Below are 21,440 nucleotides of genomic sequence, written 5' to 3' on the forward strand. Positions count from 1 at the left end.
GATGAGTAAAGACGAGTGATTAATACAAAATAGCAGATTTTAGATAATAAAAAACCCAGCATATAGCTGGGTTTTTTGAACTCTGAAAGCGAAAAATTAACGCTTTGAGAATTGTGGCTTACGACGTGCTTTACGTAGACCAACTTTCTTACGCTCAACTTTACGAGCATCACGGGTAACGAAACCAGCAGCACGTAGAGAAGGACGTAGAGACTCGTCAAGTTCCATCAACGCACGGGTAATACCGTGGCGGATTGCACCTGCTTGGCCAGTGTTACCACCACCCTTTACAGTTACCATGATGTCTAACTTCTCAGTCATTTCAACTAGCTCTAGAGGCTGACGAACAACCATGCGAGAAGTTTCACGACCGAAGTATTCGTCTAGAGGTAGCTTGTTAACGATAATGTTACCAGTACCTACTTTAGCGAATACGCGAGCTGTAGATGTTTTGCGACGGCCAGTGCCGTAGTATTGAGTTGCAGCCATTGCTATAATCCCGTTTAGATATCAAGAACTTGAGGTTGTTGTGCAGCGTGGTTATGCTCTGTACCAGCGTAAACTTTAAGCTTACGGAACATGGCACGGCCCAATGGACCTTTAGGTAGCATACCCTTAACAGCCTTTTCGATAATCATTTCAGGCTTATGAGCTTGTAGCTTCTCAAAAGTGATCTGCTTAATGCCACCGATGAAACCTGAATGTGAGTAGTAAACTTTGCCTTTAGCTTTGTTACCAGTCACAGCAACTTTATCAGCGTTAATAACGATGATGTAGTCACCAGTATCTACATGAGGCGTATACTCTGGCTTGTGCTTACCGCGTAGGCGAGTAGCGATTTCAGTAGAGATACGACCCAAAGTTTTACCTTCGGCGTCAACGACGAACCAATCACGAGTGACTGTTTCTGGTGTAGCAGTAAAAGTAGTCTTCATTTTACAAAAACCCAATGTTAAAATTCTGTCTCACATGCTTATGCCATCATTGGCAAAAACACAAAAAGTGCCATTCCCCGCCCCTTCGAGCAAAGAATAAGCTTTACAACTTCCACCTAATTGGTGGATAACGAGGGCAGGTTGCGGATTATAGACAAAGCTGAGTTAAAAATCACCTAATTTTTTAGATTAATTCTTATCAGTTTTAATTTATTCCGCCCCCTTTTGCGCACTCATTGCAAAAAATACCAAGCAGACTGGTGAAAGATCCTTCTAGTAAGGCTCTTTAATGTCGCTGCAAACATTTTTGGCCGCGAACAATAAGCGATCCTGCTGCAGTTTTCTATTATTTTTAAACAGAAAATCTACGGGATATGCTCCAAAGCCAGATAATCATGAGATTGCATCTCAGTTAACCTAGAGCGGCAGCGCCTAAACTCGAAGCTTAATAAGCCTTCGGTATAGATCTCCTCAAGAGTAACCGCCGATGAGATAATCAGTTTTACATTACGCTCGTAAAACTCATCCACCATAGCTAAGAAGCGACGCGCGATATCATCACCAGTTAAATGTTCCCCCATCTGTTCGACATTACTCAATAGCACCGTATGGTATAACCTTGCCACTTCCATATAATCTCGCTGGCTTCTAGGGCCATCACATAAGGCTCTAAAGTCGATAAGCAACACCCCTTGCGCCTGCTGACGAATAGCTATGATTCGACCATCGATTTCCAAGCCTTGGGTCGATACTTCAGATTCCGGCGCGAGTTTCTCAAAGTACTCTTTTAGATTTTGCTCGGCTTTAGTGTCCAAGGGGGAATGGAAGATCTCAGCCTGCTCTAAAGTTCTTAAGCGGTAGTCGACACCTGAATCAACATTGAGCACATCGCAATGTTTATTGATGGCGGCAATCGCAGGCAAGAAACGCGCACGCTGCAGGCCATTACGATAGAGTTCATCAGGAATGATGTTAGAAGTTGCGACTAGAGCTACGCCTTCGGCAAAAAGTGACTCAAACAAGCTACCGAGCAACATGGCATCGGTAATATCTGATACAAAGAACTCGTCAAAACAGATCACCTGATATTGCGTCGCCATTTTCTTCGCAATAGCAATGAGAGGGTCTCTTTGCCCTTGTAACTCAGCAAGATCGATATGTAGTTGATGCATAAAACGATGAAAATGTGCTCGTAATTTTTTATCACTAGGCAAGGCATCGAAGAAAGTGTCCATCAGATAGGTCTTACCGCGACCTACCCCGCCCCATAAATATAAGCCTTGAACCCCTTGTTTACGTTTTTTGCTAAACAGAGAGAATAAGCCCTTACTCTGATTATCATTTAAGGCGATCAGATCATCATAGACCCGCTGTAACTGTTTTACGGCCAGCTCTTGAGCGGCGTCATATGAAAAATCATCTCGAGTTAGATCTTGCTGATAATGCTGCCATGGAGTTAATTGCGACACGTAAATACTTCTCTATTTATAGGGGAATACACAAATCAGCCCACTTAAATTAAAGACAGAGCCGTTTGATGAGGTATTTTTAATCATTCTCAGTCAATGGTATCACGCTAGAAAGCCACAATGCATCACCAATTCAGATACATAAATTATTCAATACTTGCTGAGGATGAATACAGTTCAGCTCAATTTTAGCCATTTGCTGACTTATTTTAAGTAAACAGTACCGCACCAGAAATTCGCAATGTATATTTGGTGCAATCAGCATCATATAAGTAAATTTAGGAGTCTATATGGAGTGGGCATTAACCTTTGCCGCGTTTGTGATTGGTGGCGTATTTGGCTACGTGGGCCATACTTTATTGGCTAAAAACAATCGTCATAAAAATAATAATGAGCAGTTGGAGCAAACACAGCTAGAACTCAGTCAATACAAGCAAGAAGTATCAGACCATTTCGATGACCATTATAAGCAGTTGGCAGAATTAACTGCCCAGTTAAATAGAGTCAATCAGCAGTGGAATGCATCTGCCAGTTTATTCACATCGCCAGTGACAGATAAACAACTACCTGAGCTAGGAGTTCAAAGTACAGAAAAGAGCGATGAGAAAATTGATTCTATTGAGGAACAAAAGCTAGCTCCAGCATAAAGATATGGGGATAAATTAACCTTTATTAATAATTGATGAACTTTTGATTCTCACTTGAGTCCGAATCAATATTGAATGAAACCGCGTACTGATACTCAGTAATTCGCGCAGTACTGGCTATAAGTAGCCATTCTCATTGTTTTTACAATTTTGGTTTTGAAAACTTGGGCTTTGAAACTTGGTTTTCAGACGGTTTTGAAATTTCAGTTTTGAAAATTGGAGCAACATATAAATGAAGACTAAATTATCCTTACTTTCAGCTGCGATATTGAGCGCAACCCTGACACTAGCCCCTGTTGCTTCTCAAGCTGCAATTCCTTTAGCCGTCGACGGACAAGAGCTACCAAGCTTAGCGCCCATGCTGCAAGAAACAACGCCAGCCGTAGTAGCAGTTGCAGTCTCTGGAACCCATGTTTCTAAACAGAAGGTCCCCGATGCTTTCCGTTATTTCTTCGGCCCTAACGCTCCACGTGAACAAGTGCAAGAACGTCCATTTAAAGGGCTAGGTTCAGGGGTCATTATCGATGCCAAAGAAGGTTATATCGTCACTAACAACCATGTGATTGAAGGTGCCGATGAGATCCTTATCGGGCTACATGACGGCCGAGAAGTCGAAGCGAAACTAATTGGCACTGACGCAGAGTCTGATATCGCTTTATTGCAGATAAAAGCCAAGAATCTGACCGCATTGAAACGCGCCGACTCAGATAAACTCCAAGTCGGTGACTTTGCTGTAGCCATTGGAAATCCATTCGGTCTAGGTCAAACAGTTACTTCAGGAATAGTCAGTGCCATGGGCCGAAGCGGTCTTGGCATCGAGATGCTAGAAAACTTTATTCAAACCGATGCCGCAATCAATAGCGGTAATTCCGGTGGCGCCTTGGTTAACCTCAATGGTGAGCTTATCGGTATCAATACCGCGATTGTAGCTCCTGGTGGCGGCAACGTCGGTATTGGTTTCGCTATCCCTGCCAATATGGTTAATAACCTCGTTAAGCAGATTATTGAACACGGTGAGGTTCGCCGCGGCGTGCTTGGCGTGATGGGACAAGATCTCACCAGTGAACTCGCCAAAGGTTTCGGTATCGAAACTCAGCACGGCGGCTTTATCAACGAAGTGATGCCTGACAGCGCCGCTGCCAAAGCGGGTATAAAAGTCGGTGATATTATTGTCAGCGTTAATGGACGCAGCATTAAGAGCTTCCAAGAGCTACGTGCAAAAGTCGCGACTATGGGCGCGGGCACTAAAGTGGAATTTGGTTTAATCCGCGATGGCGATGAAGAAACGGTTACCGCAGTACTCGGCGAGTCAACTCAGGCGGCAGAAGCCGCTGCGGGCGCAGTGCATCCTATGCTACAAGGGGCGAAGCTGGAAACGGCAAGTTCGTCTGGAGTTGAGATCACAGATGTAGCTCAAGGCTCTCCAGCTGCAGCAAGTGGCTTAATAAAAGGTGATATTATCGTTGGTGTTAACCGCACTAAGGTGAAAAACCTCAAAGCCCTTAAATCTGCGCTTGAAGATCAAAAAGGCTCAGTGGCGCTAAAAATTAAGCGAGATAACACTAGCTTGTATTTGATCCTGAGGTAAACACTCCAATCGTTAAGTAGGAAGCCGAGCAATTTGCTCGGCTCTCTTTTTGGATTTAAAGCGCTTTATCATGATTGCGTACAAGCTAGTACAATCATGTTAATATAATTCATCTTTTCAGTATTTATTCTCAGACATGATCATTAAAGACACTCTTATATATGTCGGTAAAGCCATTCTGTTTGGCCTTATCATGGCTGCAGTTATTATTTTTGTTTTGCCATTTATTACAGGGCAGAGCTTAACCAATGGCATCACTAGCCGTGTTTCGACAAGTAGCAACGAGCTATCTTTCTCGAAAGCTGTGCGCAGAGCTGCCCCTGCCGTAGTAAATATCTACAGCCTAAGTATCGATCAATCTAAACCGTTAAACCCTGGGTCTCTTCAAGGTCTAGGTTCTGGCGTGATAATGAGTAAAGAGGGCTACATACTCACCAACTACCACGTTATCAAGAAAGCTGATGAAATTGTCGTTGCTTTGCAAGATGGCCGTAAGTTCACCTCTGAAGTGGTTGGCTCCGACCCTGAAACCGATTTAGCCGTACTCAAAGTTGAAGGTGATAATCTCCCTGTTGTACCAGTCAATTTAGAGATCCCCGCACGTGTCGGTGATGTCGTTCTAGCTATTGGTAATCCATATAACCTTGGGCAAACGATTACCCAAGGCATTATCAGCGCGACAGGACGCAACGGTTTAAGCTCTGGTTATCTAGATTTCTTGCAAACAGACGCGGCAATTAATGCCGGTAACTCAGGCGGCGCACTAATAGATACCACTGGCCAGCTTATTGGTATTAATACCGCAGCCTTTCAGGTTGGCGGCGAAGGTGGTGGTCACGGTATTAACTTCGCGATTCCAATTAAGCTAGCCCACAGCATTATGGGTAAACTAATAAAGAATGGTCGAGTGATCCGTGGCGCCCTTGGTATTGGCGGTGAGCCCGTAGGTCCTGTTATGGCACAAATTTTAAACCTACCAGATCTAACTGGTGTTGTAATTACTAGCATTGACCGTAACGGCCCGGCCGCACAGGCTAAGCTACAACCTCGAGATGTGATCACTAAGTATGAAGGTGAGTCAATTCCAGGTGTTGAGATGCTGATGGATAGAATTGCCGAAACTACGCCAGGAAAGAAGGTGATGATGACAGTTATTCGAGATGGTAAATCTTACGAAGTGCCGGTAGTGATAGCCGAGAAGCCTGTTCATTATAATTAGGTTCTAGGTTCTAGGTTCTAGGTTCTAGGTTCTAGGTTCTAGGTTCTAGGTTCTAGGTTTGAGCATCAAACAAAACGCGAAAAGGCAAAACAGGTTCAGCTGTTTTGCCTTTTTCATTTCATGCGGCTCTCTTACTAAAGCGACTTTCTCGATCACCGCCTAGGCTTCACCGTCTTAGTTTTTCCTAGAACCTAGCACCTTTCTCTGCCTTTCCTAGGACCTGCCTTTCCTAGGACCTGCCTTTCCTAGGACCTGCTTTTCCTAGCACCTAGGATCTTTCTTAGCCCTTCCCTAGGACCTGCTATTTTGCCTGAACACGCCAACCCAAAATGTCAGCTCAAGCAGTACGCCAATAATAAGTAGCCCTGTCGCACCTTTTGCCATTCCAGCCACATAACAGCCTATCGCAGCACAAATCAACGCGGCTAAAATCGTGACTCTCATCCATAATGACATAATGCTCTCCCTTTCTACTTTCCATAAAACCTAAGCCTAACAAAGTGTAGCTAATCACTTATCTATTTAAGATTAAATGTTATTCACTCTCGCTGAGAGTTACTCAGTGCTTCGCCCACAAAAAAGCCACGCTAAATATGTTTAGCGTGGCTTGTCGGGAGGGACTAGTTAAAGATAAGCTTATTTATGGATTTTTGGCAGTGCCGCAGCTCTAGCTTCATAGTCCGCATGACACTCGCCGCAGGAGTACTGCGCTGTAGACCAAGGCATCTGGAACTTACCATCGTCACTGAACTGCTTCGCTGCAGGGTCTAAGTCGATAGTGAATAGATGAGACTTCACATCTCCAAACACCACACCATTCTTCTCCTTAGTTACAGCGCTCTTAGCAAGCTTTGGCATATGACATGTTGTACACTCAGCCGCCTTATGCGGTCCAGCAGCCCACGTATTCTCTGCAAACTCCTTATTATGACAAGCTGTACACTCTTTCACTGCACCTGCATGCAGGCCGTCGCTACTATCTTGATTGACAGTCGACTTGTGTGAGTCATGACAAGTTGTACAGCTCATGTCACGCTTAGGACCGATCTCATCACCCGCTTTATAACTAGCATGATCTTGTGGAACTACGCCAAGAACCTCATCGCCAGTTTGATGATGCTGCGCAAGACCACCTTTAGCAACAATACGACCACCGACTTGACTGCCATCAGGGAAGGCTGCGTTGTATGCACTCACATACGTAGGGTAATCCTTCTCGCCATCACGAGTATGACACTCGGCGCAGGTAACCGCTTTACCGTAAGCCATATCTTCGGCTAGGAAGTCTTCAGTAGTACGAGCCGTGGCGATTTTAGTAATGTTAGCTTGGGTCGGTGCCTTAATATGGTCACTACCTGCACCGTGACAAGATTCACATTGAATACCTTGCTCGGCAAAGGTCCCCCCCATGCCAGGCAGCTCATCTTGACGCTCTAGATTACGTATATCACCATCTTCTGTGGTCGTACGCTTCCAGCCTGTGGTATGGCAGTTACCGCACTTATACTGGTAGTTCATATCGCCCGTTTTATAATTACCCATCACATCGGGATCGTTTAAATGATTATCAGGGATATTCAGCTCACCGTCGCCATTGCGAATGTTATATTGAACATTCTCACCTGTGACTATGTAACCATCCGCATCCATCCAACGCATCTTCCAGTGGTAACCACCGACAACATAAGTTACATCGTCATAGCTTGTTGGCGCGCCGAGTGCATTGTTAGTCGTACCGTCACCCTCTGGGCCTGCAAATTGCAGTAGGCCAATTGACCCTGTAATCGTCTCTTCAGGAGTATATGGGAAAGCAGGCTGCTCACCGTTAGCAATCTTTTGGATCTTAAAGTTATGTCCCGTCTTGGCAAACGTCTTGTGCTGATCACTATGACAACCAGCACAGGCCGCGCTGCCTACATAAGTGAGTGGCTCAGGCTCGGGAGCGGCTTCAACCGTTATCGTCACAACGGCAGATGCTTCATCGGTGCCGTCGGTTATCGTATAGTTAAACTTCACCTCTCCCGCTTCAGCACCCGCAGTAAAGTCGACCTTGCCATCTTTTATCACGGCACTAGCCGAATCGACTGAAACGATTGTTAATGTATCGCCGTCGGCATCTGTATCATTGGCAAGCACATCAATCGTCACTACCTTTTCAGCTAAGACATTTGCAAAGTCAGCCACGGCGACTGGAGGGGTATTTTCAACGGGGAGATTTGTATCGTTATCATTATCGCTACCGCAAGCAACCAACATGGTTACCATGCTGGCTAGTAGTAGTTTTTTACATGGAATTTGTGCGTTCATAAGTTCATCCTCAACATTGCTATTCATATCGCCAACGTTGCAGGGAATGGCGATTGATATGCCTCTATGGACATGTTTCAAGTATTGAAGAGTTACTACTAAAGAGATAGATAACCAGAGTTCACCACTCATGGAAAGTTGTGAACTTTAGTTATCAACTACCAACTAAAACACTGTTTAAAAAGGAAATTCCCTCCTGCGAAATGTTATGATTTGTTAACACGAATTGGCCTGTATTTGTCAAAATGTAGAGCTTGTTCTCATTTTGCATCACAAGCCCCGCCTTTTTTAACTGACGCAGATGAAAATTAAACTTTGTATGATCCTCTATTTCAACTAGGCGGCATAAGTCCATAAACTTAACAGCCTTATGGATTGCCAGCACTGTAAGCGCCTTACGCCGATAAGGATTCGCCAGTGCGCTGTAGACAAGGTCAGGATCGAGATCGATACGACTCTTGAACAGCTGTTTTTCCGCGAGGCTACGCCTTATGGTGACGATAAGCTCGCTACTCTTAAACGGCTTGGTCATCACACTGTCGGCACCTTTTTTCATCGCATCGACGGCGGTATCGACGGTTGCATAAGCCGTGATAATAATGACGGCAATTAATGGCTGGTTTTGTCTTAGGTTCGAGATAGCTTCAACCCCTGTCATGCCCGCCATTAGCAAGTCCATCAGTGCGATATCAAAATGTTGCTTCTCACTCGCTCTAATCGCAGCCTCTGCACTTTCAACCGCGGTAACACTAAAACCCTCAAGTTCAAGAATTTCAACCATATTTTGGCTAAGCTCTCTATCATCCTCAGCTAGCAAAACTGTCACCATTAATCTTGCTCCCGATAAAAGGTTAGCTCCACACGAGTGCCCTTCTGTTTACTGCTCACAATATGCATCTTCCCATTATGTAGTGCGACTATCTGCTCACAAATCGCCAAACCTAAGCCAGTGCCATGGCCTAAGGCCTTGGTGGAATAAAATAATTCTGTCGCGTGAGCAAGCTCCTCCTCAGTCATGCCACAGCCTGAGTCCTCGACATACACACAGACCTTGTGCTCATCTTGCGTCGCACTCACGATAATCGAACTCTGCGGACTCGATGCATCAAGGGCATTACATAAAAGATTGATAAATAGCTCCTCTAACTTCACCTTCTCGGCATAGAGCACAATATTATCACTGCAATCAAACTCAATAGAATGCTGCTTAGTGCGGTGTGACAACAGCTTGGCTGCAGAATCTAACACCTCCCTCAAAGAGACAAAGCAGCGTCTGCCAGAGGCAGGCCTTGCGTAGCTGAGTAGCTCTTTACTTATTGAGGAGGCGCGCTCAATGCCTAGGCGAACACGGCTTAGGTAATCTGCTTCTGAGTCAGACTGGTGGGGATGCTTTCGCTCCCATAGATCCAAAGCCAATGTCGACGATGCTAAGGGGTTATTGATCTCATGAGCGACTCCCATAGCGAGCTGACCAATGGCTTTATACTTATCCGCTTCGATGGCGCGTTTAAGCTTTGCGGCTGTTGCCTGCTCCTTTTCTAAGTCAAACACTTTCAGCGCCTTAAATAGGGCGACTAAGATAAGACCACCCGCCAGTGTTCGATAGATTGGCACGCTGTAGTGATACTCTGTCGGCACGAGTCCCGACAGCACACCATAAACCATTAGGCCGAAACCACAGAGTGCAAAGTAAAGTCCGTAGCTATGCTCTTCTTGCCGCAAGCTATTGCCGTAAATCACCATACCCACACCCGCTAGCATCGCACTACCGAAGCCTATCAGTATTCGTGTGTACTGGCTGGCCTCAGCAAAACCAGTTTGATTAACCGCGAGATGATGCAAATCCGGGATCACTAAATAGGCATAGCAGAGTAATAGAGTGATAATCACACCATGGCCTATATGCGCTAGACGCTTATTATTGATGGTTAAGATCTGCCAAGCAAATACCATCAAGGCGGCGTAAGATAGAAATAATTTTGCCAAGCAGAGCCACTGTGTCAGCAGGCGATACTCAGGCGCGATATGGTCTGTAAAAATGAGTACATATAGCTCAGACCACTCATGAAAAGCATGGGAGAACCCGAAGGCGGCCAGCGCCCATAGCGTCGGTGCAACCTTTAATTGGCTATAGCGAAAATTACGAAAAACAACGGCACAGCCCATAGAGAAAAACACGAGGCCGTAAAAAAGGTAGATATTGAATGTGACAAATACTGGCATTAGATAAACATAACATCTACCTATAAAGTATGACTTGATCTGCTTCTGATTTTATAACTCAGCAATTTGCGCTAGTTCATAAAACAAAAAAGCCACTTAAGTGAATACACTTAAATGGCTTTTTTATTAGTAGGGGCTTAAAAGCTATGACTTAACACGTTCAACGTGTCCGCCTAAGCCTTTAAATTTGTCTTCAATATGCTCGTAACCACGATCTAAGTGGTAAATACGATCGACAATTGTCGTGCCTTCTGCCACTAGGCCAGCAATCACAAGGCTTGCTGACGCACGTAGATCCGTTGCCATCACCTGTGCCCCATTTAGCCTTTCAATACCGTGAATAATACAAGTATTACCTTCCAGCTCCATCGTTGCGCCCATACGGCTTAACTCTGGTACATGCATAAAGCGGTTTTCGAAAATGGTTTCGGTAATCGTTGCAGTGCCTTCGGCGAGAGCGTTAAGCACGCAGAACTGCGCCTGCATATCGGTTGGAAAACCTGGGTAAGCCACGGTCTTGATATTTACTGCTTTAGGGCGCTTGCCCTGCATATCTAGCTCAATCCAGTCATCACCCGTGGTGATGTTTGCACCAGCGTCTTCAAGCTTAGCTAATACCGCTTCAAGCGACTTAGGGTCTGCTTTCGTACAACGGATCTTACCGCGAGTAACCGCAGCTGCCACTAAGAAGCTACCAGTTTCGATGCGGTCAGGCATCACTCGGTAATCACAGCCTTGCAATGACTCTACCCCCTGAATGCGCACAGTATCGGTACCCGCGCCTTCAATTTTTGCGCCCATTGCAATTAAGCAGTTTGCCAAATCGACCACTTCAGGCTCACGAGCAGCGTTTTCGATAATGGTTTCACCATCGGCTAATGATGCTGCCATTAGCAAGTTTTCTGTCGCACCAACGCTGATCATATCCATAAAGATATGTGCGCCTTTCAAACGCCCATCAACACGAGCCTTAATGTAACCCTCTTGCACTTCAATTTGTGCGCCCATCTGTTCAAGACCTTGCAGATGCAAGTTAACAGGACGGGCACCAATCGCGCAGCCACCCGGCAAAGACACATCGGCGGTGCCATAGCGCGCAAGTAGCGGACCTAAAATAAGAATCGATGCACGCATGGTTTTAACCAAATCATACGGCGCACAAAACTCATTAAGGTTAGTCGTAGAGATACACACCTTGTCAGTGCCAGAGCGAGTCACTTCGGCGCCTAAACAGCGTAATAATTCGCAGCTAGTGTTCACATCTCTTAAATTCGGTACGTTAGAAACATTGAAGTCTGTCTCGGCCAGCACACCTGCCATTAAAATAGGCAATGCGGCATTTTTAGCACCTGAGATAACCACGTTTCCAGCAAGTGCACCACTTGCTTCAATTTTTAATTTATCCACTTTAACTCTCTAAATCCGCGATTACATATTAAAGACTTTTTCACGCTTCCACTGTGTAGGCGTGAAGGCATTAATCGTAATAGCGTGTAACTCACCGCTAGTAATGTGAGCCATTAATGGGCCGTAAATTGTTTGCTGCTGCTTCACTCGTCCCATACCGTCAAAGCACTCACCTACAGCAATAATCTTGTAGTGTGTTCCCTCTTGGGTCACTTTAACTTCCTCTAAAGAAAGCGCGTCTAAAAGGATGGTTTCAATTTCTTTGCATTCCATGGAACAGTTCACCTTACTTAGCTTCTTCGATAAAGAAGTCGTTTAAATCGTATAATATAATAAATTTCTTAAGCTGCTCTGAAGGGGATACCAGCTTTAAGCTCGCGCCTTTAGCAGCAAAAGTGCTGACTAACTCAAGTAAAAATGCCACGCCAGCACTATCACAATATTCAATTTCTGAAAGCCACAAAAATGCGGTATCAGGATCTAAAATACTACTGCGTCCATTCCATAGACTGCGCACCGCCTCTTGGTCTAAACATCCAGATACGGTGCAATTAATCCCTTGCTGATTAAATGAAACCACTAGCTCTTTTTCTCATTCGCGTCTAAATCGATATGTTGATTTGTGCGCTCATTGAGCATAGTAATCACAGACTCGATACCTTGTTGACGTACAAGGTTAGTGATTTCAGACTGCTTAGATGATAACAAGCTAACGCCTTCGGCAATTAAGTCAAATGCTTTCCAATTGCCATTTTTTAAACGACGCGCCTTAAACTGCAACTTGATCGCAGGACGTCCCTGCTCGATGATCTGCACATCAACGTTAACGAACTTCTCGCCAGCAAAGTCTACCGCCTTGGCATATTGTACCTTTTGGTCGGTATATTCCGTAAATGCTTGGGCATAAGTCGAGATGAGATAGCCCCTAAACGCTTCAACAAAACGGTCACGCTGATCTTTAGTGGTATCACGTAGATATTGACCTAATACCTTATAAGAAGCGTACTTATAATCAACATAAGGCATCAACTCTTCTGTCACGATAATTTTTAAATGATCGGGGTTCTCCGCGATGAGCTTCTCATCTTGATGAAAACGCGCAAAGGTCTTGTTAGCAACAGCCTCAACCAAGGTAAAAGGGTTGGTTTGATCGATATCGGTACTTACCTCTGCATGAGCACTAACACTCAAACTAACACTAAGCAGCGCCATAATGACTAACATCGCACTTCGATAAAAACCTTTAAACATTTTGAAATACTCCAACAACTTATCTTAAGAGGTTAGTCCTTTGATCCCGTGCTATACAGGAACTGGCCAATCAAGTCTTCTAACACTAGCGCCGAATGGGTATCTTCGATACGGTCACCATCGGCTAACAGCTCAATATCATCATCCATAAAGCCTGGTGTTAACCCTAAAAATTGCTCGCCTAACAAGCCTGAAGTTAAAATCGACAGTGTGCTTGTTTCTGGAAAATAGTGATAACGCTTATCCATCGCGATAGTTACCACTGGAATTAACTTTTCTGGATCTAAATTGATTGCACTCACTCGGCCAACCACAACCCCACCAACTTTAACTGGCGAGCGGACTTTGAGACCACCGATATTACTAAACTTGGCATACAGGGTATAACTGCTATCGCCTGATTTAACCTCGACATTGGCAACGTTAAAGACTAATACCAAGAAGGCTGCCAATCCGGACAATAAGAATAGACCGACTAGAATCTCAATTTTCCTTGTCAACATAACTTATTTACCACTCTATTCAATAAATCTAAATAATAATTAACGACTAGGTATGTACACTCGTCATATCGACTAACTACCAAACATTACCGCTGTCAATAAGAAGTCTAATGCTAAAACGGCTAAACTTGACTGCACAACCGTCTGGGTCGTTGCCCTGCTAATCCCTTCAGGGTTCGGGATCACATGATAGCCTCGATAAAGCGCAATCCATGTCACCACCACAGCAAATAACAAACTCTTGATAATGCAGTTAACGATATCTTCTCGCCACTCAACAGATGCCTGAAGTATTGACCAGAAGCTACCGCTATCAATGCCTTTCCACTCGACACCAACAAGGTGACCACCGTAGATCCCGACTGCGGTAAACATCAGCGCCAGCAGTGGCAAACTGATAACACCAGCCCAAAAGCGTGGCGCAATAATCTGCCTCAATGGGTCAATAGCCATCATCTCTAGACTAGATAACTGCTCGGTACTCTTCATTAGGCCGAGCTCAGCCGTTAACGCAGAACCTGCGCGGCCGGCGAATAGCAGTGCGGTGACCACAGGGCCTAACTCTCGCAATAAGCTCAGGGCAACCATGGGGCCCAGGCTCTCCTCAGTGCCAAAGCCTACTAAGATATTATAGCCTTGTAGCGCCAGCACCATGCCGATAAACAGCCCAGAGACTATGATGATCACCATAGACTGTACTCCAATAACATACAGCTGCTTTAGCAGTAACGGCGTACCTTTACGAAATCTTGGGCGATGCACAATGGCGCCCCACAGCATTAGACCGGCTTGTCCTAGCCCAATAACTAACTCAATTGCAGCCCGACCTAGTCGAGCAATATGATCAATCAAGCTCACCGATAAGTTCCTTCTTGTAATCTTGTGCAGGATAATGAAACGGTACTGGACCGTCAGGCTCACCACCAATAAATTGCTTTAATTGCGGATTATCTGATAAACGCAACTCCTCTGGCGTGCCTTGAGCAATAATACGTTTGTCAGCTAATACATAAACATAATCCGCAATGCCGAGCACTTCCGCCACATCGTGAGAAACCACAACCGATGTTAGGTTAAGCGCATCGGAAAGCTCACGAATAAGCTTAACCAGCACGCCCATGGAAATAGGGTCTTGACCGGCAAAAGGCTCATCGTAGAGCACCATTTCAGGCTCTAATGCGATTGCTCTCGCCAAGGCTGCGCGGCGCTGCATTCCGCCCGACAGCTCTGTCGGCATCAATTGTGCCGCCCCTCTAAGCCCCACAGCTTCGAGTTTCATCAATACGATGCGGCGAATAATCGCTTCCGGTAAGCCTGAATGTTCTCTAAGGGCGAAGGCGACATTATCGAATACATTCATGTCGGTAAACAAAGCACCGCTTTGAAATAACATGCTCATACGCTTACGCAGGACAAAAAGTTCGCTACGACTGCATTTATGGACATCGACGCCATCGAATAGTACCGAGCCACTGTCCGGAGTTAGCTGCCCACCAATAAGCTTAAGCAGCGTGGTTTTTCCTATACCACTAGGCCCCATAATCGCGGTGACTTTCCCCTGAGGAATAGACAAGGTCACATCTTCAAAAATGACATGGTTACCGCGGCTAAACGCCATATTTTGGGTTTTAACCAATGTTTTCGGGGGTTGAGTCATACACGCACCCTGCAGCTAAATTATAGAAACTTCCATTTTCCGTACCGGAAAGGGAGAAATTGTACGTAATTGGCCACAGGGGCACAACCAAATCGATACTATCTCGCCTCAATACTTTCATTTTTCTTCAATTACAGCGAAAATAGCCCGCTATACCCAAAAATACTAAGAATCGATGTTATTTAATATTTTTATGTTAGTGGCAGGCTTAGGGGCTCTCGTTTGGAGCGCTGATAAGTTTGTTTACGGTGCAGCCGCTTTTGCTCGTAACCTTGGCTTACCACCCATGTTAATCGGTTTAACGATTGTCGCCATGGGTAGCTCTGCTCCCGAGATGTTTGTTGCGGCCACAGCATCCCTCGAAGGCATGACCGATACCGCAATCGGCAATGTGCTGGGCTCTAACATAGCAAACATCACATTAATCTTAGGTATTACAGCCTTACTCGGAGCGATTTCTGTCAGTTCACAGACGCTGAAACGTGAAATTCCAATGATGCTGGTAGCCACCGTAATTGTGGGTTACTTCCTACATGATGGTTTCTTAACGCGTATCGAAGGTGTCAGCTTATTAGTGATGTTCATTGGCTTAATGGGCTATCTGATTTGGCACGGACTTCATAGTAAAAACCGTGACGCTTTAGCCGTAGATGCCGAAAATGAGATCCCTGCCGATGTGCCTACAGCTAAAGCGGTTTTATGGCTTGTAGTCGGCATGGTATTGTTACCATTATCGGCAGATTGGATGGTCCAAGGCGCAGTAGGGATAGCAAAGGCGTATCACCTATCGGATCTAGTGATCGGCCTAACTATTATTGCCGTGGGTACCAGCTTACCAGAGCTTGCCGCTTGTGTTGCCGGAGTCTTAAAAAAAGAAGACGACCTTGCGATTGGTAACATAGTTGGTTCAAACTTATTCAATATTTTAGCGGTACTTGCGATACCTGGCATCATAGCGCCAGGCGCTGTCGATGCGGCGGCGAGTACTCGAGACTTTTATATGGTGCTTGCCACGAGCAGTGCACTGGCAATACTTATCTTATTATCAGGCCGTGCTAGACAGTTAAAACCCTGGCATGGCGTAGTATTACTTATTACATTTATCGCATACCAAGCACTACTTTTCCTATCTTAGCTGTGGGTGCGGTACGTTAAGCAGAAATTTAAAGAGAGACCAAGAAATGGTAGATGAGAATCAACTACGCCAATGGGGTACAAAAGTTATCGATATCGAGAAACAAGCACTCGATAATCTATACCAGTACATCGACTCTTCAGAATTTGCCCAGGCTTGCCAATTAATTTTGCAATGCACAGGTAAAGTTATCGTGATGGGCATGGGCAAATCAGGCCATATCGGCAACAAGATCTCAGCCACATTAGCCAGCACAGGTACACCAGCATTTTTCGTTCACCCAGGTGAAGCTAGCCATGGCGACCTTGGCGTTTTGAGCGAAAACGATATCGTACTTGCGATTTCAAACTCTGGCGAATCGAGCGAAATCTTAACCCTAATGCCTGTGATTAAGCGCATGGGGTTACCTATGATCTCGGTAACCGGTAAGCCTGACTCTAATATGGCCAAGCTTGCACAGCTGCACCTTTGCATTGAAGTGCCAGAGGAAGCCTGCCCATTAGGGCTAGCACCAACATCTAGCACTACGGCAACCTTAGTAATGGGGGATGCCCTAGCGGTGGCACTGCTGCAAGCACGTGGCTTTACTCAAGACGACTTCGCACTGTCACACCCTGGCGGTAGCCTAGGTCGCAAGTTACTGCTAAAAGTTAGTGATGTAATGCATAAAGGTGATGAGTTACCTCGTGTGCAAGATAATATCTGCATCACAGATGCCTTATACGAGATATCGAAGAAAGGCTTAGGCATGACAGCCGTTGTGGACAGTAACAATACCTTAGTCGGCATCTTCACCGATGGCGATCTACGTCGAGTTATCGATGCTGACGTTAACTTAAGAACCACACCGATTGCCGATGTGATGACCAAAGGCTGCGTCACCATTACCGAAAATGTACTTGCAGCTGAAGCGTTAAAAGTCATGGATACTAAGAGCATTAACGGCCTAGTGGTGATTAATGACAAGCAGCAACCTGTCGGCGCATTAAACATGCTCGATATGGTCAAAGCAGGAGTAATTTAATATGTCTCACCAAGGCTTCTACGGCCCGATTAGCGATGATGTTTGGCAAGCGGCAAGCAAGATCAAACTACTGATTTGCGATGTTGACGGCGTGTTTTCAGACGGCTTAGTTTATATGAGCAACAGCGGTGAAGAGCTTAAGACCTTCCATACTCGTGACGGTTATGGTGTACGTTCAGTACTCACTAGCGGCATACAGGTAGCCATTATTACCGGCCGTAAGTCGCAGATCGTCGAAGACAGATTTACCGCCCTAGGCGTGACGCATATCTATCAAGGAGTCGATAATAAACTGGCTCCCTATAACGAGTTACTTACACTTTATAATGTAAGCCCTGAAGAAGTCGCCTATATTGGTGATGATATGGTGGACTTACCGGTTATGCTGAAAGTGGGTCTATCAGTATGCGTTGCAGATGGTCACCCTTATGTGAAACAACACGCTAAAATGACCACCCATATTAAAGGCGGTCATGGTGCCCTTAGAGAGCTAACCGACTTACTACTGTTAAGCCAAGACAAGTTTGACTCGGCCCATGGGATGAGTATATGAACCGCGTTACCCTAGCGATTATCGCTTTTTTTGGCACTGCACTTCTGCTCTATTGGCAGGTACAGTCTAAGAAAAGCGAACAAGAGCTGGATATCGATATGAGCCAGCGACCCGACTATATCATCGACGACCTACGCAGTATCGAATATAACGAATTAGGCTTAGTCAACAGCAAGGTCTCGGCTAAACACATGGAGCATTTTGATAGCGCCAACATGACCTATTTTACTGAGCCTGTTTACCTCATCTATCCTGATGATGGTCAAGCCCAATGGCGTCTGCAAAGCGCTAAAGGTAGCCATAATAAGCTCACAGGCAAGGTAAGTTTAGAAAACAATGTTATTATCGACTCAATAAGCCCAGAAGAGCCGATCCAGACGTTAAGTACCAGCTACTTAGAGCTTGATTTGAATACCATGATCATGACCTCAGATGAAATGATCCACGTCACTGGCAACGAATTCGTCATTCAAGGTTTAGGCTTGTACGCCGATCTGAATGCCCAGAGTGTCAAGCTGGTAAGCCAAGTCGAAGGCATCTACGAAGCTAAGTAACACTCATAAATTGAACACTTTTGCACTCATGCTAACTAAGCGAATCGCTTTAGCTGAGTAGAAGGACGCTATGAAATACAATAAATCTATCCTTGCTGGCCTTTTTTGCCTGCTAAGTTTCAGCTCTACAGCTAAAGTCGATGATCTACTGCAAGAAGTGAAAATTGCAGCGGCAAGCCAAGAAGCCGACATTAAGAATAATCAGGTTATCTTTTTTGGGCCTGTTGAAGTGACTCAGGGCTCTATTAAGATGAATGCCGATGAGCTACGTGTATTTTCAAAAGAAGATAAGAGCGGTAAAACGCTAGTGGCTACAGGTAATCCAGCCACCTACACCCAAATGATGGAAGATGGTCGCCCAGCGACCGCTAGCGCGAAAGAGATCCGCTACGAACTTGCGACTCGCACATTGACCTTAGTCGGTGAAGCGACCCTAGCGCAAGACGGCAGCCAAGTCACTGGTAACCGCATTAAGTACAACATTAGTCTACAACAGCTTATTGCTGAAAGTACTGGCAAGGGCGATGACAGAGTCATCACCATTATTCAGCCTGAAACCTACCAGGAAGAGAAGCCTGACACGCCAGTGAACAAGCAGGAACAGCAATGACCCAAATTACCTTAAAAGCGGCTAATCTTGCTAAAAGCTATAAAAACCGTGCCGTCGTACAAGATGTCAGTCTCACCGTAAAAACGGGGCAAATTGTGGGCCTACTCGGCCCTAACGGGGCCGGCAAAACAACAACCTTCTACATGGTGGTCGGCCTAGTACAGAGCGATAAAGGCAAGATCTTTATCGATGACGATGATCTCACCCTAGATCCTATGCACCTGCGTGCTCGTAAAGGGATTGGCTATCTGCCCCAAGAAGCCAGCATTTTTAGAAAGCTTTCGGTGCGTGACAATATCATGGCAGTGTTACAGACCCGCCATGATATCAATAACGAGCAACGTGAAGAGCAGCTCGAACATTTACTCGAAGAGTTCCACATCACTCACATTCGCGATAGCCAAGGCATGGCATTATCGGGCGGTGAACGACGTCGAGTAGAAATTGCCCGAGCATTGGCCGCTAATCCAAAGTTTATTTTATTGGATGAGCCATTTGCCGGTGTCGACCCAATTTCAGTTATCGATATCAAAAAGATTATTGAGCAACTCAAAAGCCGCGGCCTAGGTGTACTGATCACTGACCACAATGTTCGAGAAACCTTGGACGTTTGTGAACACGCTTACATCGTGAGTCACGGAAACCTCATTGCCGAAGGCACACCTGCCGAAATCTTGGACAACCAACAGGTTCGAGCAGTGTACTTAGGTGAGCAATTCAGGCTATAGTTAATTCATAGTATGGAAGCTGAAAAACTCAATATGGATTTACTTCCAAATAAAATCAAAGTGTTGAGTTTTCAAGCTACCTTCGCCAGTTCAGCGAGCTTTAACGTTTAACTACAGTGTAGGGAATAGCGGTAAAATGAAAGCGTCACTCCAGCTCAAAATGGGTCAGCAGCTCACCATGACTCCCCAGTTACAACAGGCCATTCGCCTGTTACAACTGTCTTCTTTAGAGCTGCAACAAGAGATCCAACAAGCATTAGACTCTAATCCGCTATTGGAATTAGATGAAGAGCAGTCAGACGGTGATTTAGGCGACAATGAAGACCAATCATCAAACGATGCCAATAGTGACCTCATCCAAGATAGCGCTAGCGTTGAAACCTCCGATGCCCTAACCCAAGACTCTATGCCAGATGATCTGCCAATGGACACCACTTGGGATGAAGTTTATACCGTCTCGTCAAACTCCAGCTCTGGAGTTAGCCGTGAAGACGATATGCCATTCCAAGGTGAAACCAGCGAAGGCTTATATGAACATTTAGAGTGGCAGAAAAACCTCACACCGTTTTCAGATAACGATCTTGCAATCGCCACCGCGATTATCGACGCCATTGACGAACGTGGCTACCTTACCCAAAGCTGCGACGATATTTTAGAAGCTATGGGCGATCCTGAAACCGAGCTTGATGAAGTCGAAGCGGTATTAAAGCGCATCCAGCATTTTGACCCTATTGGTGTCGCCGCGCGTAATTTGAGTGAATGCTTGCTTATCCAGCTGGCACAATATGCTGCAGAAACCCCGCATATCGACAATGCCAGATTACTGATAAAAGATTATTTAGACTTAATTGCAGGCCGCGATTTTAGGCAGTTAATGCGTAAAACCAAGCTTAAAGAAGATGAACTACGTGATGCGATAACACTTATTCAGACCCTTAATCCAAGACCAGGGCTGGCGATTGCTCGCAGCAAAGACGAGTATGTTATCCCTGACGTTTCCGTGTGCAAGAAAAAAGGTCGCTGGGTGGTTGAGCTTAATCCTGACTATATGCCTAAGATTAATGTTAACCAACATTATGCCTCTATGGCGCGTAGCACCACTAATCAGGCCGATGGTCAATTTATTCGTGGTCATCTGCAGGAAGCTAAGTGGTTTATTAAGAGTCTCGAGAGTCGTAATGACACCTTATTGAAAGTAACCAACTGTATCGTTAAATTCCAGCAAGGCTTCTTTGAGTATGGCGAAGAAGCCATGAAGCCTATGGTACTCAATGATATTGCCGAAGCAGTTGAGATGCACGAGTCGACCATTTCACGGGTGACTACCCAAAAATATATGCACACTCCAAGAGGTATTTTTGAACTAAAGTACTTCTTCTCAAGCCATGTCGGTACCGACGATGGTGGGGAGTGTTCATCGACCGCAATCAGAGCGTTTATTAAGAAGTTAGTCGCCGCAGAAAACCAGAAGAAGCCATTAAGCGATAGCAAGATGGCACAACTTTTGGCAGAACAAGGGATTAAAGTTGCTAGACGTACGATAGCAAAATATCGAGAAGCGATGCTGATCCCCCCCTCAAACCAACGTAAGAGTTTATAACTCAAAATTAGGCACTTGGAGGATCGATAT

Annotated in this window: 24 protein-coding genes; 10 read left to right on the plus strand and 14 right to left on the minus strand. The window is 45.3% G+C overall.

Annotation, left to right across the window (positions count from 1 at the left end; translation table 11 throughout):
• Positions 1 to 96 precede the first annotated feature (96 nt).
• The 3 genes from rpsI to zapE form a co-directional block, all read right to left on the minus strand.
• The gene (rpsI, locus tag SPEA_RS18920; protein WP_012156791.1) at positions 97 to 489 is read right to left on the minus strand and encodes a 30S ribosomal protein S9; all 393 of its coding nucleotides are present in this window, start codon (positions 487 to 489) and stop codon (positions 97 to 99) included.
• Between the two features lie 14 nt (positions 490 to 503).
• Positions 504 to 935, minus strand: coding sequence for a 50S ribosomal protein L13 (gene rplM / locus SPEA_RS18925; RefSeq protein ID WP_012156792.1), 432 nt, complete (start codon positions 933 to 935; stop codon positions 504 to 506).
• A 365-nt stretch (positions 936 to 1,300) separates the two neighbouring features.
• Positions 1,301 to 2,404: a cell division protein ZapE gene (zapE, locus tag SPEA_RS18930; protein ID WP_012156793.1), complete on the minus strand. Its 1,104-nt coding sequence runs from the start codon at positions 2,402 to 2,404 to the stop codon at positions 1,301 to 1,303.
• Positions 2,405 to 2,694: 290 nt separating this feature from the next.
• Here zapE and SPEA_RS18935 point away from each other — a divergent pair, with 290 nt between their 5' ends.
• From SPEA_RS18935 to degS, 3 genes are all read left to right on the plus strand, one after another.
• Positions 2,695 to 3,051 carry a ZapG family protein gene (locus SPEA_RS18935; protein ID WP_012156794.1) on the plus strand — a complete coding sequence of 119 codons (357 nt, stop codon included), beginning with the start codon at positions 2,695 to 2,697 and terminating at the stop codon, positions 3,049 to 3,051.
• A gap of 232 nt (positions 3,052 to 3,283) precedes the next feature.
• Positions 3,284 to 4,639, plus strand: a complete 1,356-nt coding sequence (locus SPEA_RS18940; RefSeq protein ID WP_012156795.1) for a DegQ family serine endoprotease — start codon at positions 3,284 to 3,286, stop codon at positions 4,637 to 4,639.
• A gap of 136 nt (positions 4,640 to 4,775) precedes the next feature.
• Entirely contained in the window at positions 4,776 to 5,858 is a 1,083-nt protein-coding gene (degS, locus tag SPEA_RS18945; protein WP_012156796.1) for an outer membrane-stress sensor serine endopeptidase DegS, read from the plus strand.
• A gap of 291 nt (positions 5,859 to 6,149) precedes the next feature.
• On the opposite strand, the gene SPEA_RS23300 is transcribed toward degS, so the two are convergent.
• The 11 genes from SPEA_RS23300 to SPEA_RS18995 all read right to left on the minus strand — a co-directional run bounded on the left by SPEA_RS23300 (position 6,150) and on the right by SPEA_RS18995 (position 15,206).
• Positions 6,150 to 6,314 carry a hypothetical protein gene (locus SPEA_RS23300; RefSeq protein WP_190272083.1) on the minus strand — a complete coding sequence of 55 codons (165 nt, stop codon included), beginning with the start codon at positions 6,312 to 6,314 and terminating at the stop codon, positions 6,150 to 6,152.
• Positions 6,315 to 6,494: 180 nt separating this feature from the next.
• Positions 6,495 to 8,165 (minus strand): Ig-like domain-containing protein, encoded by a 1,671-nt coding sequence (locus tag SPEA_RS18950; protein WP_012156797.1) that lies wholly within the window; start codon positions 8,163 to 8,165, stop codon positions 6,495 to 6,497.
• Between the two features lie 154 nt (positions 8,166 to 8,319).
• The gene (locus tag SPEA_RS18955) at positions 8,320 to 8,994 is read right to left on the minus strand and encodes a response regulator (RefSeq protein ID WP_012156798.1); all 675 of its coding nucleotides are present in this window, start codon (positions 8,992 to 8,994) and stop codon (positions 8,320 to 8,322) included.
• A complete protein-coding gene (locus SPEA_RS18960; protein WP_012156799.1) occupies positions 8,994 to 10,388 on the minus strand; it encodes a sensor histidine kinase in 1,395 nt (464 codons plus the stop codon). Before SPEA_RS18960 ends, SPEA_RS18955 begins: the two co-directional genes overlap by 1 nt.
• Positions 10,389 to 10,532: 144 nt before the next feature.
• Entirely contained in the window at positions 10,533 to 11,795 is a 1,263-nt protein-coding gene (gene murA, locus SPEA_RS18965; protein WP_012156800.1) for a UDP-N-acetylglucosamine 1-carboxyvinyltransferase, read from the minus strand.
• 21 nt (positions 11,796 to 11,816) lie between these two features.
• On the minus strand, positions 11,817 to 12,068 hold the full coding sequence (locus SPEA_RS18970; protein ID WP_012156801.1) for a BolA family protein: 252 nt from the start codon (positions 12,066 to 12,068) through the stop codon (positions 11,817 to 11,819).
• Between the two features lie 13 nt (positions 12,069 to 12,081).
• Positions 12,082 to 12,375, minus strand: coding sequence for an STAS domain-containing protein (locus SPEA_RS18975; protein WP_012156802.1), 294 nt, complete (start codon positions 12,373 to 12,375; stop codon positions 12,082 to 12,084).
• Positions 12,375 to 13,046 (minus strand): MlaC/ttg2D family ABC transporter substrate-binding protein, encoded by a 672-nt coding sequence (locus SPEA_RS18980; protein WP_012156803.1) that lies wholly within the window; start codon positions 13,044 to 13,046, stop codon positions 12,375 to 12,377. The genes SPEA_RS18975 and SPEA_RS18980 overlap by 1 nt, the downstream gene beginning before the upstream one ends.
• A gap of 32 nt (positions 13,047 to 13,078) precedes the next feature.
• Entirely contained in the window at positions 13,079 to 13,549 is a 471-nt protein-coding gene (gene mlaD / locus SPEA_RS18985; RefSeq protein ID WP_012156804.1) for an outer membrane lipid asymmetry maintenance protein MlaD, read from the minus strand.
• A 72-nt stretch (positions 13,550 to 13,621) separates the two neighbouring features.
• Positions 13,622 to 14,407, minus strand: a complete 786-nt coding sequence (gene mlaE, locus SPEA_RS18990; protein ID WP_012156805.1) for a lipid asymmetry maintenance ABC transporter permease subunit MlaE — start codon at positions 14,405 to 14,407, stop codon at positions 13,622 to 13,624.
• Positions 14,394 to 15,206: an ATP-binding cassette domain-containing protein gene (locus SPEA_RS18995; RefSeq protein WP_012156806.1), complete on the minus strand. Its 813-nt coding sequence runs from the start codon at positions 15,204 to 15,206 to the stop codon at positions 14,394 to 14,396. Before SPEA_RS18995 ends, mlaE begins: the two co-directional genes overlap by 14 nt.
• A 175-nt stretch (positions 15,207 to 15,381) precedes the next feature.
• Here SPEA_RS18995 and SPEA_RS19000 point away from each other — a divergent pair, with 175 nt between their 5' ends.
• The 7 genes from SPEA_RS19000 to SPEA_RS19030 all read left to right on the plus strand — a co-directional run bounded on the left by SPEA_RS19000 (position 15,382) and on the right by SPEA_RS19030 (position 21,410).
• Positions 15,382 to 16,341 carry a calcium/sodium antiporter gene (locus tag SPEA_RS19000; protein WP_012156807.1) on the plus strand — a complete coding sequence of 320 codons (960 nt, stop codon included), beginning with the start codon at positions 15,382 to 15,384 and terminating at the stop codon, positions 16,339 to 16,341.
• Between the two features lie 46 nt (positions 16,342 to 16,387).
• Positions 16,388 to 17,365: a KpsF/GutQ family sugar-phosphate isomerase gene (locus SPEA_RS19005; RefSeq protein WP_012156808.1), complete on the plus strand. Its 978-nt coding sequence runs from the start codon at positions 16,388 to 16,390 to the stop codon at positions 17,363 to 17,365.
• A 1-nt stretch (position 17,366) separates the two neighbouring features.
• Positions 17,367 to 17,918 carry a 3-deoxy-manno-octulosonate-8-phosphatase KdsC gene (gene kdsC / locus SPEA_RS19010; protein ID WP_012156809.1) on the plus strand — a complete coding sequence of 184 codons (552 nt, stop codon included), beginning with the start codon at positions 17,367 to 17,369 and terminating at the stop codon, positions 17,916 to 17,918.
• On the plus strand, positions 17,915 to 18,472 hold the full coding sequence (lptC, locus tag SPEA_RS19015; protein ID WP_012156810.1) for an LPS export ABC transporter periplasmic protein LptC: 558 nt from the start codon (positions 17,915 to 17,917) through the stop codon (positions 18,470 to 18,472). Before kdsC ends, lptC begins: the two co-directional genes overlap by 4 nt.
• A gap of 70 nt (positions 18,473 to 18,542) precedes the next feature.
• A complete protein-coding gene (lptA, locus tag SPEA_RS19020; RefSeq protein ID WP_012156811.1) occupies positions 18,543 to 19,082 on the plus strand; it encodes a lipopolysaccharide transport periplasmic protein LptA in 540 nt (179 codons plus the stop codon).
• Positions 19,079 to 19,810 (plus strand): LPS export ABC transporter ATP-binding protein, encoded by a 732-nt coding sequence (lptB, locus tag SPEA_RS19025; RefSeq protein ID WP_012156812.1) that lies wholly within the window; start codon positions 19,079 to 19,081, stop codon positions 19,808 to 19,810. Before lptA ends, lptB begins: the two co-directional genes overlap by 4 nt.
• 136 nt (positions 19,811 to 19,946) lie before the next feature.
• Positions 19,947 to 21,410 (plus strand): RNA polymerase factor sigma-54, encoded by a 1,464-nt coding sequence (locus SPEA_RS19030; protein ID WP_012156813.1) that lies wholly within the window; start codon positions 19,947 to 19,949, stop codon positions 21,408 to 21,410.
• The last annotated feature ends 30 nt before the right edge of the window (positions 21,411 to 21,440 follow it).

It is taken from the genome of Shewanella pealeana ATCC 700345 (assembly GCF_000018285.1).
Lineage (GTDB): Bacteria > Pseudomonadota > Gammaproteobacteria > Enterobacterales > Shewanellaceae > Shewanella > Shewanella pealeana.

Bases quoted from the DNA above. Each gene is read 5' to 3' on its own strand.
- rpsI (WP_012156791.1), bottom strand. From the start codon at position 489: ATGGCTGCAACTCAATACTACGGCACTGGCCGTCGCAAAACATCTACA.
- rplM (WP_012156792.1), bottom strand. From the start codon at position 935: ATGAAGACTACTTTTACTGCTACACCAGAAACAGTCACTCGTGATTGG.
- SPEA_RS18935 (WP_012156794.1), top strand. From the start codon at position 2,695: ATGGAGTGGGCATTAACCTTTGCCGCGTTTGTGATTGGTGGCGTATTT.
- SPEA_RS18940 (WP_012156795.1), top strand. From the start codon at position 3,284: ATGAAGACTAAATTATCCTTACTTTCAGCTGCGATATTGAGCGCAACC.
- degS (WP_012156796.1), top strand. From the start codon at position 4,776: ATGATCATTAAAGACACTCTTATATATGTCGGTAAAGCCATTCTGTTT.
- SPEA_RS23300 (WP_190272083.1), bottom strand. From the start codon at position 6,314: ATGTCATTATGGATGAGAGTCACGATTTTAGCCGCGTTGATTTGTGCT.
- SPEA_RS18950 (WP_012156797.1), bottom strand. From the start codon at position 8,165: ATGAACGCACAAATTCCATGTAAAAAACTACTACTAGCCAGCATGGTA.
- SPEA_RS18955 (WP_012156798.1), bottom strand. From the start codon at position 8,994: ATGGTGACAGTTTTGCTAGCTGAGGATGATAGAGAGCTTAGCCAAAAT.
- SPEA_RS18960 (WP_012156799.1), bottom strand. From the start codon at position 10,388: ATGCCAGTATTTGTCACATTCAATATCTACCTTTTTTACGGCCTCGTG.
- SPEA_RS18970 (WP_012156801.1), bottom strand. From the start codon at position 12,068: ATGGAATGCAAAGAAATTGAAACCATCCTTTTAGACGCGCTTTCTTTA.
- SPEA_RS18980 (WP_012156803.1), bottom strand. From the start codon at position 13,046: ATGTTTAAAGGTTTTTATCGAAGTGCGATGTTAGTCATTATGGCGCTG.
- mlaD (WP_012156804.1), bottom strand. From the start codon at position 13,549: ATGTTGACAAGGAAAATTGAGATTCTAGTCGGTCTATTCTTATTGTCC.
- SPEA_RS18995 (WP_012156806.1), bottom strand. From the start codon at position 15,206: ATGACTCAACCCCCGAAAACATTGGTTAAAACCCAAAATATGGCGTTT.
- SPEA_RS19000 (WP_012156807.1), top strand. From the start codon at position 15,382: ATGTTATTTAATATTTTTATGTTAGTGGCAGGCTTAGGGGCTCTCGTT.
- SPEA_RS19005 (WP_012156808.1), top strand. From the start codon at position 16,388: ATGGTAGATGAGAATCAACTACGCCAATGGGGTACAAAAGTTATCGAT.
- kdsC (WP_012156809.1), top strand. From the start codon at position 17,367: ATGTCTCACCAAGGCTTCTACGGCCCGATTAGCGATGATGTTTGGCAA.
- lptC (WP_012156810.1), top strand. From the start codon at position 17,915: ATGAACCGCGTTACCCTAGCGATTATCGCTTTTTTTGGCACTGCACTT.
- lptA (WP_012156811.1), top strand. From the start codon at position 18,543: ATGAAATACAATAAATCTATCCTTGCTGGCCTTTTTTGCCTGCTAAGT.
- lptB (WP_012156812.1), top strand. From the start codon at position 19,079: ATGACCCAAATTACCTTAAAAGCGGCTAATCTTGCTAAAAGCTATAAA.
- SPEA_RS19030 (WP_012156813.1), top strand. From the start codon at position 19,947: ATGAAAGCGTCACTCCAGCTCAAAATGGGTCAGCAGCTCACCATGACT.